Origin of the sequence: Kitasatospora sp. GAS204B (genome assembly GCF_029892155.1) — a bacterium.
Taxonomy (GTDB): Bacteria; Actinomycetota; Actinomycetes; order Streptomycetales; family Streptomycetaceae; genus Kitasatospora.
On the sequence record NZ_JARZAG010000004.1, the window covers coordinates 185442 to 199331 of the forward strand.

The 13890-nt window shown below is 70.1% G+C and carries 17 protein-coding genes and 1 pseudogene; 10 read left to right on the top strand and 8 right to left on the bottom strand.

Features of this window, described 5'->3' with window-relative positions; all coding sequences use genetic code 11:
• The first annotated feature begins 130 nt into the window (after nt 1-130).
• From P3T41_RS07710 to P3T41_RS07730, 5 genes and pseudogenes are all read left to right on the top strand, one after another.
• Entirely contained in the window at nt 131-709 is a 579-nt protein-coding gene (locus P3T41_RS07710) for a helix-turn-helix domain-containing protein (protein ID WP_280688837.1), read from the top strand.
• Between the two features lie 132 nt (nt 710-841).
• Complete coding sequence (locus P3T41_RS07715) at nt 842-1741, top strand: SDR family NAD(P)-dependent oxidoreductase (RefSeq protein WP_280688838.1); 900 nt, start codon at nt 842-844, stop codon at nt 1739-1741.
• Between the two features lie 135 nt (nt 1742-1876).
• Nucleotides 1877-1999, top strand: coding sequence for a hypothetical protein (locus tag P3T41_RS07720; protein ID WP_280688839.1), 123 nt, complete (start codon nt 1877-1879; stop codon nt 1997-1999).
• Nucleotides 1977-2492: a DUF6879 family protein gene (locus tag P3T41_RS07725; protein ID WP_280688840.1), complete on the top strand. Its 516-nt coding sequence runs from the start codon at nt 1977-1979 to the stop codon at nt 2490-2492. The genes P3T41_RS07720 and P3T41_RS07725 overlap by 23 nt, the downstream gene beginning before the upstream one ends.
• Nucleotides 2493-2520: 28 nt before the next feature.
• A pseudogene (locus P3T41_RS07730) lies at nt 2521-2631 on the top strand (proline dehydrogenase); the annotation flags it as partial.
• Nucleotides 2632-2693: 62 nt separating this feature from the next.
• Here P3T41_RS07730 and P3T41_RS07735 read toward each other — a convergent pair.
• On the bottom strand, nt 2694-3245 hold the full coding sequence (locus tag P3T41_RS07735; RefSeq protein WP_280688841.1) for an NUDIX hydrolase: 552 nt from the start codon (nt 3243-3245) through the stop codon (nt 2694-2696).
• A gap of 13 nt (nt 3246-3258) precedes the next feature.
• On the bottom strand, nt 3259-4524 hold the full coding sequence (locus P3T41_RS07740; RefSeq protein ID WP_280688842.1) for a helix-turn-helix transcriptional regulator: 1266 nt from the start codon (nt 4522-4524) through the stop codon (nt 3259-3261).
• Between the two features lie 368 nt (nt 4525-4892).
• Between P3T41_RS07740 and P3T41_RS07745 the strand changes: the two genes are divergently transcribed.
• Together P3T41_RS07745 and P3T41_RS07750 are read left to right on the top strand one after the other, a co-directional pair.
• Nucleotides 4893-5822, top strand: coding sequence for a terpene synthase family protein (locus P3T41_RS07745; RefSeq protein WP_280688843.1), 930 nt, complete (start codon nt 4893-4895; stop codon nt 5820-5822).
• Nucleotides 5822-6178 carry a hypothetical protein gene (locus P3T41_RS07750; RefSeq protein WP_280688844.1) on the top strand — a complete coding sequence of 119 codons (357 nt, stop codon included), beginning with the start codon at nt 5822-5824 and terminating at the stop codon, nt 6176-6178. Before P3T41_RS07745 ends, P3T41_RS07750 begins: the two co-directional genes overlap by 1 nt.
• Here the strand turns inward: P3T41_RS07750 and P3T41_RS07755 are convergent.
• From P3T41_RS07755 to P3T41_RS07765, 3 genes are read right to left on the bottom strand one after another with little or no spacing between them, the layout of a single operon-like run.
• Nucleotides 6109-6342 carry a hypothetical protein gene (locus tag P3T41_RS07755; RefSeq protein WP_280688845.1) on the bottom strand — a complete coding sequence of 78 codons (234 nt, stop codon included), beginning with the start codon at nt 6340-6342 and terminating at the stop codon, nt 6109-6111. The genes P3T41_RS07750 and P3T41_RS07755 overlap by 70 nt on opposite strands.
• 3 nt (nt 6343-6345) lie before the next feature.
• Nucleotides 6346-7482, bottom strand: coding sequence for a WXG100 family type VII secretion target (locus P3T41_RS07760; protein ID WP_280688846.1), 1137 nt, complete (start codon nt 7480-7482; stop codon nt 6346-6348).
• A 15-nt stretch (nt 7483-7497) separates the two neighbouring features.
• Nucleotides 7498-7824, bottom strand: a complete 327-nt coding sequence (locus P3T41_RS07765) for a type VII secretion target (protein WP_280688847.1) — start codon at nt 7822-7824, stop codon at nt 7498-7500.
• 252 nt (nt 7825-8076) lie between these two features.
• Here P3T41_RS07765 and P3T41_RS07770 point away from each other — a divergent pair, with 252 nt between their 5' ends.
• Nucleotides 8077-8763 carry a TetR/AcrR family transcriptional regulator gene (locus P3T41_RS07770; RefSeq protein ID WP_280688848.1) on the top strand — a complete coding sequence of 229 codons (687 nt, stop codon included), beginning with the start codon at nt 8077-8079 and terminating at the stop codon, nt 8761-8763.
• On the opposite strand, the gene P3T41_RS07775 is transcribed toward P3T41_RS07770, so the two are convergent.
• Nucleotides 8708-9322 carry a TetR/AcrR family transcriptional regulator gene (locus tag P3T41_RS07775; protein ID WP_280688849.1) on the bottom strand — a complete coding sequence of 205 codons (615 nt, stop codon included), beginning with the start codon at nt 9320-9322 and terminating at the stop codon, nt 8708-8710. The two genes, P3T41_RS07770 and P3T41_RS07775, sit on opposite strands and share 56 nt — an antisense overlap.
• A gap of 174 nt (nt 9323-9496) precedes the next feature.
• Between P3T41_RS07775 and P3T41_RS07780 the strand changes: the two genes are divergently transcribed.
• On the top strand, nt 9497-10456 hold the full coding sequence (locus P3T41_RS07780; RefSeq protein ID WP_280689050.1) for a ScbA/BarX family gamma-butyrolactone biosynthesis protein: 960 nt from the start codon (nt 9497-9499) through the stop codon (nt 10454-10456).
• On the top strand, nt 10449-11447 hold the full coding sequence (locus tag P3T41_RS07785) for an NAD-dependent epimerase/dehydratase family protein (protein ID WP_280688850.1): 999 nt from the start codon (nt 10449-10451) through the stop codon (nt 11445-11447). Before P3T41_RS07780 ends, P3T41_RS07785 begins: the two co-directional genes overlap by 8 nt.
• Nucleotides 11448-11521: 74 nt before the next feature.
• Here P3T41_RS07785 and P3T41_RS07790 read toward each other — a convergent pair whose 3' ends face one another.
• Both P3T41_RS07790 and P3T41_RS07795 read right to left on the bottom strand, forming a co-directional pair.
• Nucleotides 11522-12172 carry an adenylate kinase gene (locus P3T41_RS07790; protein ID WP_280688851.1) on the bottom strand — a complete coding sequence of 217 codons (651 nt, stop codon included), beginning with the start codon at nt 12170-12172 and terminating at the stop codon, nt 11522-11524.
• A gap of 75 nt (nt 12173-12247) precedes the next feature.
• Complete coding sequence (locus P3T41_RS07795) at nt 12248-13651, bottom strand: MFS transporter (protein ID WP_280688852.1); 1404 nt, start codon at nt 13649-13651, stop codon at nt 12248-12250.
• Nucleotides 13652-13890: the final 239 nt, after the last annotated feature.

Genomic DNA, 13890 nt, shown 5'->3' on the forward strand with positions numbered 1-13890 from the left:
AGCACAGGGGGAGCCCCTCAGCAGGCCCATCCGGCGACCGGTTCGGGAGGCAGCAGCAGCCGTCCACCGGATCGAACCGCCTCGGCCGGCCGCAGTTCCCGGGCCGCAGGCGGCCACTTATGCTGGGGTCGTGACACCGAGAGCGGGGCAGGCGACAACGCTGCGGGCGGATGCCGCGCGCAACCGCGCCCGGGTCCTGCAGGTCGCCCGCGCGCAGTTGGCCGCCGGTGACCGCTCTCTGCAGTTGAACGTCATCGCCCGGCTCGCCGGTGTGGGCGTGGGGACCGTGTACCGGCACTTCCCCAACCGCCATGCGCTGATCGAGGCGCTCTCGGCGGAGCGCTTCCGGGAGCTGGTCGAAGAGGCGCAGGCGGCAGCCGACGCCGAGGACGCGCTCGCGGGCCTGCACCGCCTCCTGCGCTTCGCGCTTGACCGCGCGCTGGACGAGCCTGGTTTCGCGGCCGTGCTGGAGTCCGCGGGCGATGCCGACGCGCAGACCTCGGAAATGAAGGCCGAGCTCGACCGAGCCGTCGCCGATCTGCTGGACCGCGCCCGCCGGGCCGGCGCCATCCGGAGCGGCATCGGGGCGGATGACGTTCGCCGCCTGCTCTGCGGCGTCGAGCATGCCGTGCGCTCCGGGCACAGCGATCCGGCGCGCCGGGAGCTCTACCTCGGCGTCCTCCTCGAGGGTCTGCGCCCTCCGCGCTGACGGCGGCACGACCCACTCCCCACTCCCCACTCCCCACTCCCCGTTAACCGGATAGGTATCCGGTTGTGCTAGCGTGCCCGCACAGAAACGGATAGCTATCCGAATAATCCGGCAGCAGCGAAGGGCAGAGCAATGAGTCAACGGGCAGTGGTGACAGCGGGCACCGGGGGCATCGGCCTGGAGACCGCCAAGGCACTCGCGGAGCAGGGGTTCGCCGTCACTGTGGTCGGCCGCAACGCCGAGCGCGGCACGAGCGCCGTCGAGCGGATCGCAGCGGTGGCAACCGGAGCCGCACCGCGATTCGTGGCTGCCGACCTCGCATCGCTCGACCAGGTACGAGCGCTGGCCGCGCACCTGGCGGCCGAGGGTCCGCTGAAGGTGCTGGTCAATAACGTCGGCGCCATGTTCGCGCGCAGGCAGCAGACGCTCGACGGCATCGAGGCGTCGTTCGCCGTCAACCACCTCTCGCCGTACCTGCTGACCGAGCTACTGCTCGACCAGCTCCAAGCAGACACGCCGAGCCGGATCGTCAACGTCACCTCAGGCGCGATCAAGGTCGCCAAGCGCACCTTCGACGCCGTGGAACCACCGGGCGGCTACTACGGCTTCCACTGGTACGGCCGCGCCAAGCTCGCCAACCTCGCCTACACCCTGCACCTGGCCGAGCGCCTGCACGGCACCGGCATCACCGTCTTCGCAGCCGACCCCGGCGGCGCCGCGACCGACATGACCAACGGCACCATGACCTCACCGAAGATCGTCTCCCCGGCACTGCGCCTGCTGTGGCCGCTGGTCCGCCGGACCTTCGAACGCTCCACCGCCGGCCCGGCAACCGTTGCCGCCCGGCCGTCCGTCTTCGCCGCCACCGACACTTCACTCGACGGGCGGACCGGCCTGCTCATCGGGCCCGAGGCCCGGCCTGTCCCCGCCTTCCGCGGTGCCACCGACCCCCAGGTCATCGACAACGTCCTCAGGCTCAGCCGGCAGTTGGCACCGCTGCATCGCGGTGGGCAGGCCTCAGTGAACATGTAGTCGCGACGTTCTGTGACTGCTGGAGAGACCTGGCAGCCACGACCTGGGAAGCGTGGTTGCCATGAACATCGGCGAGGATATCGCCCGGGTGCTTGCCGCCGAGGGTCTCACCGTGTACGTGTACAGGGCCTGAAGGTGCTCGACAGCGACCGTCTCGAACAGCTGGACCTGCCGGATCACGAGACTGTCGTCGAGTGGCCCGAGTACATGCCCATGTTCTTCCCGGAGGTGAGCGGTGACAGCGGTTCCGACGCTTGAGGAACTCTTCGCCGCGTGCCAACGGTCGGCCGTCCACCTGGAGATGCGCGACGGCTACATGCGTGACGATCCCAGGTTCATCGCCTGGCAGGCCGGGACGCTCAACCTCTCGGCTCTCGACGAGGCAGAGCGACCGTGGATGGCCTTGATGACCGAGACCACCAGCCGCGGCGTCCGAATTCGGCGAGCGCGGATCGTCTCGGAGCCGATCAGTGACTACGTGCGGTACGAGTACGACCTCACCCCGGGCAACGTTGCCTCCGGCGAGCTCGTCAGGTGGCTGCCGCGGCGCCAGAGCACTGACCTGGCTCTGCCGGGCAACGATTTCTGGCTGTTCGACGATGAGACGTTGTTGCTCAACCACTTCGACGGGGACGGCAGTTTTCTCGACCACGAGCTGATCACGGATCCAGCGGTCAGCAAGCTCTGCAGCACCGCGTTCGAATCGGTCTGGAACCGCGCCATCCCGCACGAGGAGTACCGGCCGGCCTGACCGACACCTGCGCGTGGGGATCACCGCCCGGGTGTACCTGCCCTACGGGCAGGAGTGGTACGGCTACTTCATGTGTCGCCTGGCGGAGCGTCCGGCGAACCTGACGTTCTTCCTGCGGGCGGTGGCGACCCGGGGCTGACGGACGGTCAGCTGGGCTGAGCTGTGGCGGAGTCGAATTCGGCTCCGCCACAGTCGCGCTCGCTAGCGCGCGTTGCTGCTCAGCAGGCGGTGCGGGCCAAGGAAGTACGAGAGCGCCGCGAGTGACGGGCCGTCCTGGACCTGACCGGTGGCCAGCAGCTTCAGCAGCTCGGACTCGGGCATCCACTCCACCCGAGTCGCCTCGCTCCCGTCGATGGGCGCCCCGATCTGCTCGCAGGCGGTGGCGTGGAAACACTGGAAGCGCATCGTGCTGATGCCCGCCAGTGCGTCGTACTCCACCAGCGGCGTGACGCTTGCCGGCCGCCAGCCGGTCTCCTCCTCGATTTCCCGGCTGATCGCCACGGCCGGGTCCTCTCCGGGCTCCGCCCAACCGGCCGGGACCTCCCAGCCCCAGTGATCGGTGATGAACCGGTGCCGGTACAGCAACAGGAAACGGCCCTGCTCGTCAGTGACAACGGACGTCACGGACGCCTTCGGCATCGTGACCACGTGATGGTCGATCCGGCCGACGCCGGGGATCTCGACGTCATCCAGCCAGACCTCGACGTAGGGGCTGTCGTAGACGCGCCGCCGCCCGTAGCTCTTCCACTCCACCGGGCGGGCCTCCTCAGACGCGAACGAGCTGGTGCTTCGACTCTCTCACGCGCTCCTCAACCTCCCTCACCGGGGCATCCGCCCGCAGCGGCCGCAACGTGTGCTGGAAGGCCTGCGCCCGCCGGATCAACGGCTCGACCACACTGCCCTGCGCGATGTCCATGGCCAGGTGTCCAAGCGTGCACGCCGCATCAAGGTCGCCCTGGCGGATCCGGCACTCGGCGAGATCGAAGGTGAGGATCGCTCTGCCTTTCGCGTCGGCCCGATCCCGCAGCTCCAGGGCATCGGTCAGCAGGTCTGCCGCGGCATCGTGGTCCCCGAGCAGCGCGTGTGTCTCTCCGGCGAGGCCGGTCAGGCGGGGAGGGGTGAAGAAGTCCAGGCCACCGATGGGATCGCTGGCCTGGGCGAGTAGTTCACCGGCTCGTGTGAGGGCGGTCAGGGCCGGGCGGTGGTCGCGCTGCGCCGTGAGTGCCCGAGCGTAGTTGGCGGCGATCCAGGCGCGCCGGCGCGTTGAGGCGCCGCCGGCCAGACTGTCGGCCTGGGCGAGGAGGGTCAGTGCGTGCTGGGCGCGGCCGGCGGTGTGTTCGGCGATGCTCTGCATCGTCAGGAGCCATGCCTGCAGGGCGTCGTCTTGGGCCTCGCCAATGGCGACTTGGCCCATGTGGAAGAGTGCTGCGGAGCGTGGCCCCTCCCCGGTGTCGAGATAGGCGAGGCCGAGGAGGCCGGACAGGACAGTCAGTATCTGTACGCACCGCCGCCGGGCGCTGAGAGACTGTGGGCGGCTTAGGAGTTGGTGCACGGCGGTGAGCTGGCGCTGCATCGTTGGGACGGTCTCGGCTGGCGAGGACGACGGGTATCGGTAGGCGAGGTCGGCGACCGCGGCTTCCAGGTGAAGCAACGTGGCGTCGCTGGCTGTGGATCGGGTGAGCAGGTCCAGGATTTCCCAGGTCTCGGGGACCGTGGCTGGGCTGTAGTCGGGGACTGCTGGAGTCTCCCACTGGCGGTCGGCGAGGCCGAGGAGGCGGCCGGGGATGCGCAGGCCGTCGGCGATGCGCTCGACGACCTCCATGCTGGTGATGACGCGGTTTCCGTTGATGATCTCGGTGATTCGGCTGGTGGACATGCCCGTGAGGCGGGCGATGCGGGCCGGATAGATGCCGGCGCGGACCTTGGCCAGCCGGAAGACGGCACCCATGTGGCGCTGCGCGCAGGCGGCAACGAACTGACTATCCGCCAACAGGTGTTCTGGCAGGGGCTCTTGCGGTCCGATGTCGGACATCTCGTCTCTCCGCCTCACTTGACCGTGGTCGATGCATCACGGACGGTCATCGGTGACAGGGTAGCGAGTGGAGATGGACCACGATGAGTACTCACAAGGACCCTTGGGCGCTGCCCTGCTGCCGCCGATGCTTCTCCTGCCTGAGCCCGCAGATCGCCGTACCGGGCCATGTCACCGAAAGGCAGTGAGATGCCGGTCAATACAGCCGACGACCCGCCCAGCACCCGGGCATACACCTATGCCCAACTACACGAGGAGCAGTGCGTAACCTGCGACGCCCGCGAGGCTCTGGCCCCAGCCGGGCACCGCACCGTGGACAGCCTTGTGTGGGCCGTGGTCGCTTGCCCCGAGCACGTGAGGGTGGCGGCGTGATCGAGACCGACACTCGGTACCCGGGCCTGCACCGCGCCGTCCTCGCTTTCCTGGAGCGGCACGCCCTGCACCACGACCCGCTCGGCTATCTGGACCACGGCTACGTGACCTTGTTCCTTGCTGCGTGGCGGGGTTCGACCGGGGAGCCGTTGGAGTTGGCCGCGTGCTGGGGCCTGTTGGTGTGGCGGCTCGATGACGTGATCGACACGGAGCTGCGCGACGCGGCACCGAAGGCGGTCGGCCAGCTTGTCGCCCGGTTGGTCGATGTCCTGGATGGGGAGTCTGCCGAGCAGGGCGATCACCCCACGGTCCGGGCGCTCGCGGAGCTGGTCCGGCGGACCTTCACGGTGATGCCGGAGGACTGGTGGGCGCGCTACGCATCCGAGTTGGATGCGTGGATCCGTGCGGCGGTCGACAAGTTGGAGGGCTACGTCCGTCCGCGCCGGACTCCGACGTTGCGGGAGTATGTGACGCTGCGGCCGATCGATGGCGGCATGCTGCTCGCCGCGATGTGGACCGAGCTCGCCCTGCAGTGCGTCACCCCCGACTGGACCTCGCTGCCGGTGAACTCGCTGCTCAGCTGTTTCTCGGAGATCGGCACCCTGACCAACGACCTCGCGGCCAACGGCCAGGGTGACACCTTCACCGCGCAAGACGCCCTGGCCCGCACCACGGGTCTGTCCGCCGAGCAGGCCCGTCAGCGAGTGGGCCAGCAACTGGAAGCGGAGAAGCACCGGTTCGCGTGGCTGCTCATGGCCGTACGCGCCGATGCCATCGCCGACCTCGCAGGCCGCTATCCGGCGCCCCTGTCTCCGGACACCGTGACATTCGCACTCGCGCTCGACCGGTTCCGGCAGGCGCTCACCGACTGGACGGGCACCAGCTCCAGGTACCAGCCGGCCGCTCTGATCGAAAGGACGAGTTGATGAAGCCGTACCAGACCAGGGCGCTCGCCGAACTGCGCGTCCTCGGCCGCCGCCTGGACGCCGCCGCGAAGCAGGGCGCCGACGCGAGCGCGCTGGATCCGCTGCTCGCCGACATGCGGCACCTGCACGTGGGGATCGCCGACCACCTGGCCGCCGAGCTCGGCCTACCGCTCCGCCGCAGGGCGCGCCCGGCGGCGCTGCTCGTACGCGGCCGGACGGTCGGCCCGTGCCCTGGTGTCACCGGGGCACGGGCCGTCGCCGTCCGTGCGGCACGCCTGACCGGCGCTCAGGCCAGCCAGTACCCGAAGTACGCCAGCCCCAGCCCGGCCAGCAGGATCAGCGGTCCGGGCAGGTAGTCCGCCGGCTTCTCGGCGACCTTCCAGGTGCCGACGATCGCCGCGACGCCGGTGCCCACCACGACGAGCGCGATGAGCTCGATCACCGCCACCACCAGGCCGATCCAGCCCGGGGTGTGGTTGGTGACGGTGAAGCTGGCCAGCGGCCGGATCTGGTACCTCACGTGCTACTGCCCTTCCGCCGCCAGTGCCTGGAGATCCGACTCGATGCCGGAGCCCGAAGCATAGACGGAGGCGTTGACGCCGATCGCCCGGCTCTGCTTGTAGATCTCGTCCTGGAGCTTGCCGGTCTCGCTGAGGTTGTCGCCGCCGGTCCGGCCCTTGGCGTCCATGTTCTCGCCGTCCTTGGCGCTGCGGTGATTGCCGAGGGCGCCGGTGGCGGCGTTGGTGAGGGCGTCCTGCCACATCGCGGAGCCGCTGGCGTCGTTCTGCCAGTCGGCGACCTCCGCGCCCGCGACGTTGCCCAGGGCGCCGTTGATCAGGTTGCCGGCCTTGCCGTTCCCGGTGAGCGCGTTGGCCACCATGTTCGGCATCTTCACCCCGCCGGCCAGCACCGCGCCGCCGCCGGCGAAGAGGGCCGTGCCGCCCGCGTCCCAGGCGCCGCCCTCCAAGTCCTTCGTGTAGGTGACCGGTTGGCCGCTCAGCGCCTGGTTCAGCATGGTGCTGCCGGAGTCGGCGACGAAGTTGGTCGCGAAGGTGGGGATCGCCTTCTCCAGGAAGGTGCCGCTGATCTTGGCGACCGTCTTCATGATCGTCTCCAGCACGGAGATGGTCTTCTCGGAGAGGCTGGTGAACTTCTCCAGCAGTTCCGCGATCTTCTCGGCGGCCGTGGTGAAGTTCTTCACCAGCTCCATGATCTTGGCCACCCGGGAGGCCACCGCCGCGTTCGCGACCAGGTCCGAGAGGAAGCCGGTGAAGAACGACAGCGCGGCGCCCGCCACCTCCATCTCGGCGATCTGGACCCCGATGTCGATGATCTCCTTGTTGATGCTGTCGATCTCATCGGCATAGGACCGCAGGCCACCGGCCACCTGGTGGAAGTTCCCGGCCACCTCGTCGACGACCTTCTTGACGCCCTGCCAGTGCTTGACGAACGCGTCGTGCGCCGGACCCGACCAGTCCTTCGCGTCGAGCGCGCTGATCGCGCTGTCGACCGCGGTGCCGAGCCCGGTCAGCTCGTTGCCCATGGTGTCCCAGGTCTGCGCGATCGAGCGCAGCGCGTCCCCGTCACCGCCCGGCAGTTCCACGCCGCACGCTTGCAGGACCTCGAGGACCTTGCCGTCGATCCATCCGTTGATGCTCATCGTGTCGCCCCCCGCTCAGACCGCGCGGCCAACGGACTTGGCCTGCGTCTCCACGGCCCGGTCCACGTCGGTGTAGCAGCCGGCGGTCGCCGTCAGCCGCTCGCCGGTGCCGTCCAGCACCTGGGAGAGCTGGCCCAGTGCCTTGCTGACGTTGGTGAGCAGCGAGGCGTAGTTCTTCGCCGCGCCGTCGCAGGCGCCGAGTACTCCGAAGGCGGCGGCGGGGTTCGAGGCGCCCGACTCGAACGTCGAGATCTGTGTGGTGAGGTCATGCGCCTCGGTGTGGAACTTGGTCGCCAGGCTGGCCACCGTCGGTGGGTGCACCTGGAACTGCTGTCCGGCCATTCTCTATTCCCCGTTCTGGGTGTTGCCTTGCCAATCCACTGGATCCCAGTAGCGCGACATGATGCCACACGGTGGGTCAGGTGCGGCCGGCGAGACCAGATGTGACGAACGGGGCGCGGGTGGTGCGGAGTTGGTGTTGGTCGTGCACGGTCGGAGTGTCGGCGGCAGGGCGGGGCGGGCGCTGCCGATGGTGCGCAGGTGGCTCGTCGGTGGCGGGCCGGCACTTCCTTGTAGGAAAACCGCACAGTTGGTATGGTTTCTCTCTCGGTCGACTCGGCGAAGGGGCGAGCAGTGCAGGTGAGGGCGGAGCGGACGCGGTCGCTGCTGGTGGTGGCGGCGGCGGAGGCCTTCGGTCGGCACGGGTTTCGTGGAGCCACGGTGGGGGAGATCGCCGCGGCGGCGGGGGTGTCGACCGGGGCACTGCACTTTCACTTCCCCACCAAGGGGGACCTCGGGGCGGCTGTTCAGGCTGCCGGGTGCGGGAAGTTGGCGGATATCGGCGCGCGGTTGGAGTCGCGACGCTCGCACCCCGTGCAGGAGTTGATCGATCTCTCGCAGATCGTGCTGGAGTGGCTGGCCCGCGATGTCACGGTGCGGGTGGCCGTCCGGATGTGGCACCAACTGCCGCCGGCGGTCGGGGGCGCGCCGGATTTCTGCGGCGACTGGCTGGAGCGGATCGGCGCTCTGGCGCTGATGACCGAGCGGGCCGGCGTCCTGTGCGAAGGGCGGGCGGCGTCATCGGTGGCGGCGTCGGTGGCGGGGGCGATGGTGGGCGCGGAGTTGCTGGCGGGAGCCGAGGGTCCCTGTCGCAGTGTCGCGCAGGTGGCGGAGTGCTGGCGGCTGTTGCTGCCGGGACTGGTGGGTGAGGCTGCGGCTGCCGGGCTCAATCCGTACGGTTCGTTGCGGCTCGGCGCGGGTGCGGTGGGGCCGAGGGCGTAGTGAGCAGTCGGGCGGCGTACTCGAACTGGGTGCGTACCCCTTCCGGGCCGCCGAGGAACGGGGCCATGGCCTGGGCCCCGAGCAGGGCGCCGAACAGCACCGTGGCGAGCGGGTCGGCGTCGGGGGCGTCGGCGTCGGAGGTGTCGGAGGTGTCGGCGGCCTCGGCGGCCTCGGAGGCATCAGCGGCCTCAGTGGCCGAGACCGGGCTGATGGCGTCGACCAGCCGTCGGCAGTGCCCGGCGGGCGGGGCCGGGGCGCGCTCGACGATCAGGCGAAGTCCGGCCCGGACCACGACGGAGCGGCGGTGCAGGCGCGACAGGGTGGCGGCGGGCGGTGCCTTGGCCTGGGCGAGTTCGGCGAGCAGCCGGGCCGCGCAGGACTCGACCACTCCGGCGGCCAGGTCCTCCTTGTGGGCGAAGTGGAACTGCACTCCGCCGCTCGTCAGGCCGGACCTTCGGACGATCTCCGCGAACCCCGCACCCGCGTAGCCGAGTTCCTCGAAGGCGGCCGCGGCGCCCTCGATGATGGCCATTCTGGAGCGCACCGCGCGCTCTTGCATCGACAGCCACCTCCGTCGCCGGCGTCCTGATCATCACCTTCGTGGGCATCTGTGCCGTGAGCCACCACCGTAAGGGCGGGCGACTCTTGTCGGCAAAAGAAACCGCATGCTAGGTTTGTTATTGCTGCGGGAGCAGCGACCCAATCGGTTGAGGGGGAACCGTTCGTGATCGTCATGGAAAGTGCCGCAAGACCGTTCAGAGTGGAACTCGCGGATCTGGAGAGCCTGTTCGCGGGATCGGTGGCGCGCCGTCTGGTGCACCGGGCGGCCATCTCGGAGGTGCTCATCACGGGATGCCGATCGGTCGAGTCGGATGTCATCACAGTAGGTGCACAACTCCCGAGGGCGCACAGCTTTTATGAATCGATCGAAGGCCGCTGGCACGACCCGATGCTGGTGGCCGAGGCCATCCGGCAGGCCGGACTGGTCATCGCCCACCAGGAGTTCGGTGTCCCGTTCGGGCACCAGTTCCTGATGCAGGACATGACCTACGACGTCGACCCGGGCGGGCTGCTCGTCGGAGGCCTGCCGGCCGATCTGGTGCTGTCGGTCGAGACGGGGGAGATCGTCCGGCGCGGCTACTACATCGCGGGTGCCCGACTGGATGTGACGATCCATCGGGACGGCCACTGGATCGGCACCGGATCGGCCCGCTTCGACTGCGTGTCGCCTGCCGTCTACTCCCGGATGCGGGCGCTCGGCGGCTGCGAACCCGCGGTCCCCCGGCCGCCGGCACCGGTCCCGCCCGTCCTGGTCGGGCGGGAGCGCGCGTCCGATGTGGTGCTGTCGCCCAGCGGTCGGGCCGACTGCTGGCTGCTCCGGGCCGACCCCTCGCACCCGGTGCTCTTCGACCACCCGGTCGACCATGCGCCCGGGATGCTGCTCGCCGAGGCGGCCCGGCAGGCCGCGACCGCACTGCTCGGATCGCGGGGCATGGGCAGCGCGGCGGCGCCGCTGCCGCTGGCCTTCCACATCGGCTACTCCCGGTACGTCGAGCTGAACGCTCCCTGCCTGGTGCGGGCCGTCCTGCTGGAGCAGTTCGGCGAGCTCGCGCTGGTGCGGGTGACCATCGAGCAGGGCGGCAGGAGTGCGGTCGAGGCCAGGCTGACCATGAGGGCCGCGGTCCATGGCTGATCGGACACGGCCGCGCAGGCTGCTGGTCACCGGTGCGACGGGGTTCGTCGGCGCTGCGGTGCTGCGGGAGTTGACGCGGCGTGCGGACCAGGGGGTGGAACTGAGGCTGCTCGCGCGACGGGTTCCGGTGGTCAGCGCGAGGGTGGACGGCATGGCGGCGGACGGCACGTCCGACCGCGCTTTACGAGAGGCCTGGACAGCCGCCGATCTGACCGATCCCGCGTCGGTGGCGGGTTGTTGCGAGGGCGTGGACACGGTGCTGCACCTGGCCTCGCTGATCGGGGGCGATCCCGAGCAGTGCCGCCGGACCAACGTGGACGGCACCGAGGCGCTGCTCGCCGAAGCCGGCCGGGCGGGTGTCCGGCGCGTGATCCAGCTCAGCACCGCGGCCGTGTACGGGGATGGACCGCATCGAGGCTGCCTGGAAGGGGAGTTGATCCCGGAACCGGTGTCGCCGACCAGCCGGACCCGGCTCGCGGCGGAGCAGGCGGTGCTGGCCCGGGGTGGGCTGGTGTTGCGTCCGAACCTGATCTACGGGCGTGGCGATCGGTGGGTGGTGCCGGGCGTGGCCGACCTGCTGCGCAGGGTGCCGGCCTGGCCCGAGGGCGGACGGGCGCGCGTCTCGATGATCTCGGTGGACGGCCTGGCCGGCGCGCTGGTCGAGCTCGCGCTGGGGCGGGCCGAGTGGACGGGCGGCGTGCTGCACGCTGTGCATCCGGAGCCGGTGACGGTCCGGGAGTTGTTGGCAGGTGTCTGCCGCATCCTCGGGTTGGCGGCGCCGACCGAGGAATTGAGCCGGGACCAGCTGGCCGAGCGCCTGGTCGTGGCGGGCGGTCCGGTCGGCGACCGTAGGCCCGCGCTGCTCACCTCGGACCGTTGGTACGAGGGCGGGGCGCTGTGGCGACTGCTCGGCCGATCGCCCGGACCGGGCTTCGCGGACCGGCTGGCGGGAGACGCGCGGTGGTACCGGAGCGTGTTGCGCGCGGGGTGACCTCGAAGGACCTCGAAGGCCGAAGGCGCCAGGGGGCGCTGCCCGATCAGCGGGCAGCGCCCCCTGGCGCCCGGTCAGGCGCGGGTGAGGACGGAGGCCAGTCGGGCTGTGACGTCGGAGATCGGGCCCATCGCGTCGACGCGGCGGAGCAGGCCGCGCTGCCGGTAGTGGTCGGCCAGCGGCGCGGTCTCGGCGTGGTACAGCCGTTGGCGGTGCAGGACCGTCTCGGGCTGGTCGTCGGCGCGCTGGTACAGCTCACCGCCGCAGCGATCGCAGACACCGGGCAGCACCGGCGGTGCGGAGTCCAGGTGGTGGGTGTGGGCCGGTTCGAGGCGGCAGATCCGGCGGCCGGCGATCCGGCGGACCACCTCCTGGTCCGGCAGGTCGAGCAGGAGCGCCGCGTCCAGGGCGCGCTCGCCGGCCTCCAGCAGCGAGTCGAGCGCCCGCGCCTGCTCGATGCTGCGCGGGAACCCGTCGAGCAGGAAACCCTCGGCGGCGTCGGGTTCCCCGAGCCGGGACCGGACCAGCGTGACGGTCAGGTCGGTCGGCACCAGCTCTCCGGCTGCCAGGAGTTCTCGTACCTGGTCGCCGAGCGGGGTGCGGCGGTTGATGTGGTCGCGGAACAGGTCGCCGGTGGAGATGTGCGGTACGCCCAACTCCCCGGCCAGCAGGCCTGCCTGGGTGCCTTTGCCCGCGCCTGGCGGGCCGAGCAGAACGATGCGCATGGAGAGCCTTTCTCGGTCGGCCGACTGCCTGACTGCCAACTGCCTGACTGCCTGGCAACCTAACTGCCTAACTGCCTAACTGCTCGCGACAGTCCGGGGACGCGGGGTGGGTGCGGGCAAGCTGACGGTCTCGACGGCGACTTGACGTCGGCTCAGGATCGCGACGAGACCGGCGGACAGCAGCATCATCGCGCCGGCCAGCCAGAGGCCGGGTTCGGTCGAGCCGGTGAGGTCCTTGAGCCAGCCCGTGACGTACGGGGCGGCGAAGCCGCTGAGGCTGCCCACGGTGTTGACCACGGCGATGCCGACCACGGCCGCGTCACGGCTGAGCATCTCGGTGGGCAGCGCCCAGAACACCGGGATGGCCGACAGGACGGCGACCGCGCAGACGGTGATCGCGGCCATGGTCAGCAGCGGGCCGTGCAGGTAGAGCGCGAACGGGATCACCGCTCCGGCCACCAGGGACGGCCAGATGACGTACGGCGCCCGCGATTCGGCGCGCTGGGCGCGCCTGGCCCAGCCGACCAGGACCGCTGCGGCGACCAGATAGGGGACGGCGTTGATGAGGCCGCGCTGGATGATCGAGAAGTGGTGGCCGGCCTGGGTCTCGAAGCCGCCGATGATGGTGGGCAGGAAGAAGCCGAGCGCGTACTGGCCGTAGATGATGCCGAAGTAGGCGAACGCCAGTCCCCAGACCCGCGGCGCCGGCAGGCTGCCGGACCAGCGGCGGCTCGCGGGCGGGCTGGTCGGCGTGGCGTCCTGGTCGAGGCGCGAGCGCAGCAGCTGCCGTTCCGCTCCGGTCAACCAGCGCGCCTGTTCCGGGCCGTCGGGCAGCAGGTACCAGACCACGACCGCGAGGGCGAGGGCCGGCAGCCCCTCGAAGAGGAACATCGACCGCCAGCCCGCGAGGCCGAACAGCCCGTTGCTCCACTGGATGAGCAGCGCGGAGAGCGGTGCGCCGAGGGCCGTGGAGAGCGGGAGGGAGAGGAAGAACCAGGCGGTGAGCCTGGTGCGGACCTCGCGGGGGAACCACATCGTCAGATAGAGCACGATGCCGGGCAGGCAGCCGGCTTCCGCCATGCCCAACAGCAGCCGGGCGACCTCCAGTTGGCCTGCTCCCTGGACGTAGGCGGTGGCCGTGGCGACCACGCCCCAGGAGACCAGGATGCGCACCAGCCACTTGCGGGCGCCGAATCGGCGCAGCGCCAGGTTGCTGGGCACCTCGAGAAGGGAGTAGCCGAGGAAGAAGATGCCCGAGGCCAACCCGAAGGCGGCCGAGCTCAGACCCAGATCGTGGTTCATGCCGTTCGGGCCGGCGAAGGCGATGTTGCTGCGGTCGAGGTAGCTCACCAGGTAGAGCAGGCCCAGCAGTGGCAGCAGCCGTACGGCCGCCTTGCGGTAGACCGCGCGCGCCGCGCCGTCCTCCGGCCGGCTCCGCTTCGGTCTGACGCCGGTCGGCGGGGTCGCGATTCGGGACATGGGTTTTCCCCCAGAGAGTGTGTGCGGACCGCGGGCGCATTTTGACATGAGCGCGGAAGTCGCGAGATCGATGGAGTTTCCGAGCAGGTCTCGGCCGATCCGGCCGGAATATCAACTGCTTTCGGATCCGGCGTGACGCTAAATGAATGCGAGCGCACAGCGCAAGCTTTTTCGAATCTGCGCAGGTCGGCCTCCCCGGTCGCGGGGCAGGTGGGATCGCGGTTGACAACCAGACCGCA

Coding starts and splice junctions, on each gene's coding strand:
- P3T41_RS07780 (WP_280689050.1), top strand. CDS start 9,497: ATGGAAAGTGCCGCAAGACCGTTCAGAGTGGAACTCGCGGATCTGGAG.
- P3T41_RS07785 (WP_280688850.1), top strand. CDS start 10,449: ATGGCTGATCGGACACGGCCGCGCAGGCTGCTGGTCACCGGTGCGACG.
- P3T41_RS07775 (WP_280688849.1), bottom strand. CDS start 9,322: ATGCAAGAGCGCGCGGTGCGCTCCAGAATGGCCATCATCGAGGGCGCC.
- P3T41_RS07795 (WP_280688852.1), bottom strand. CDS start 13,651: ATGTCCCGAATCGCGACCCCGCCGACCGGCGTCAGACCGAAGCGGAGC.
- P3T41_RS07750 (WP_280688844.1), top strand. CDS start 5,822: ATGAAGCCGTACCAGACCAGGGCGCTCGCCGAACTGCGCGTCCTCGGC.
- P3T41_RS07760 (WP_280688846.1), bottom strand. CDS start 7,482: ATGAGCATCAACGGATGGATCGACGGCAAGGTCCTCGAGGTCCTGCAA.
- P3T41_RS07770 (WP_280688848.1), top strand. CDS start 8,077: ATGGTTTCTCTCTCGGTCGACTCGGCGAAGGGGCGAGCAGTGCAGGTG.
- P3T41_RS07740 (WP_280688842.1), bottom strand. CDS start 4,524: ATGTCCGACATCGGACCGCAAGAGCCCCTGCCAGAACACCTGTTGGCG.
- P3T41_RS07765 (WP_280688847.1), bottom strand. CDS start 7,824: ATGGCCGGACAGCAGTTCCAGGTGCACCCACCGACGGTGGCCAGCCTG.
- P3T41_RS07715 (WP_280688838.1), top strand. CDS start 842: ATGAGTCAACGGGCAGTGGTGACAGCGGGCACCGGGGGCATCGGCCTG.
- P3T41_RS07790 (WP_280688851.1), bottom strand. CDS start 12,172: ATGCGCATCGTTCTGCTCGGCCCGCCAGGCGCGGGCAAAGGCACCCAG.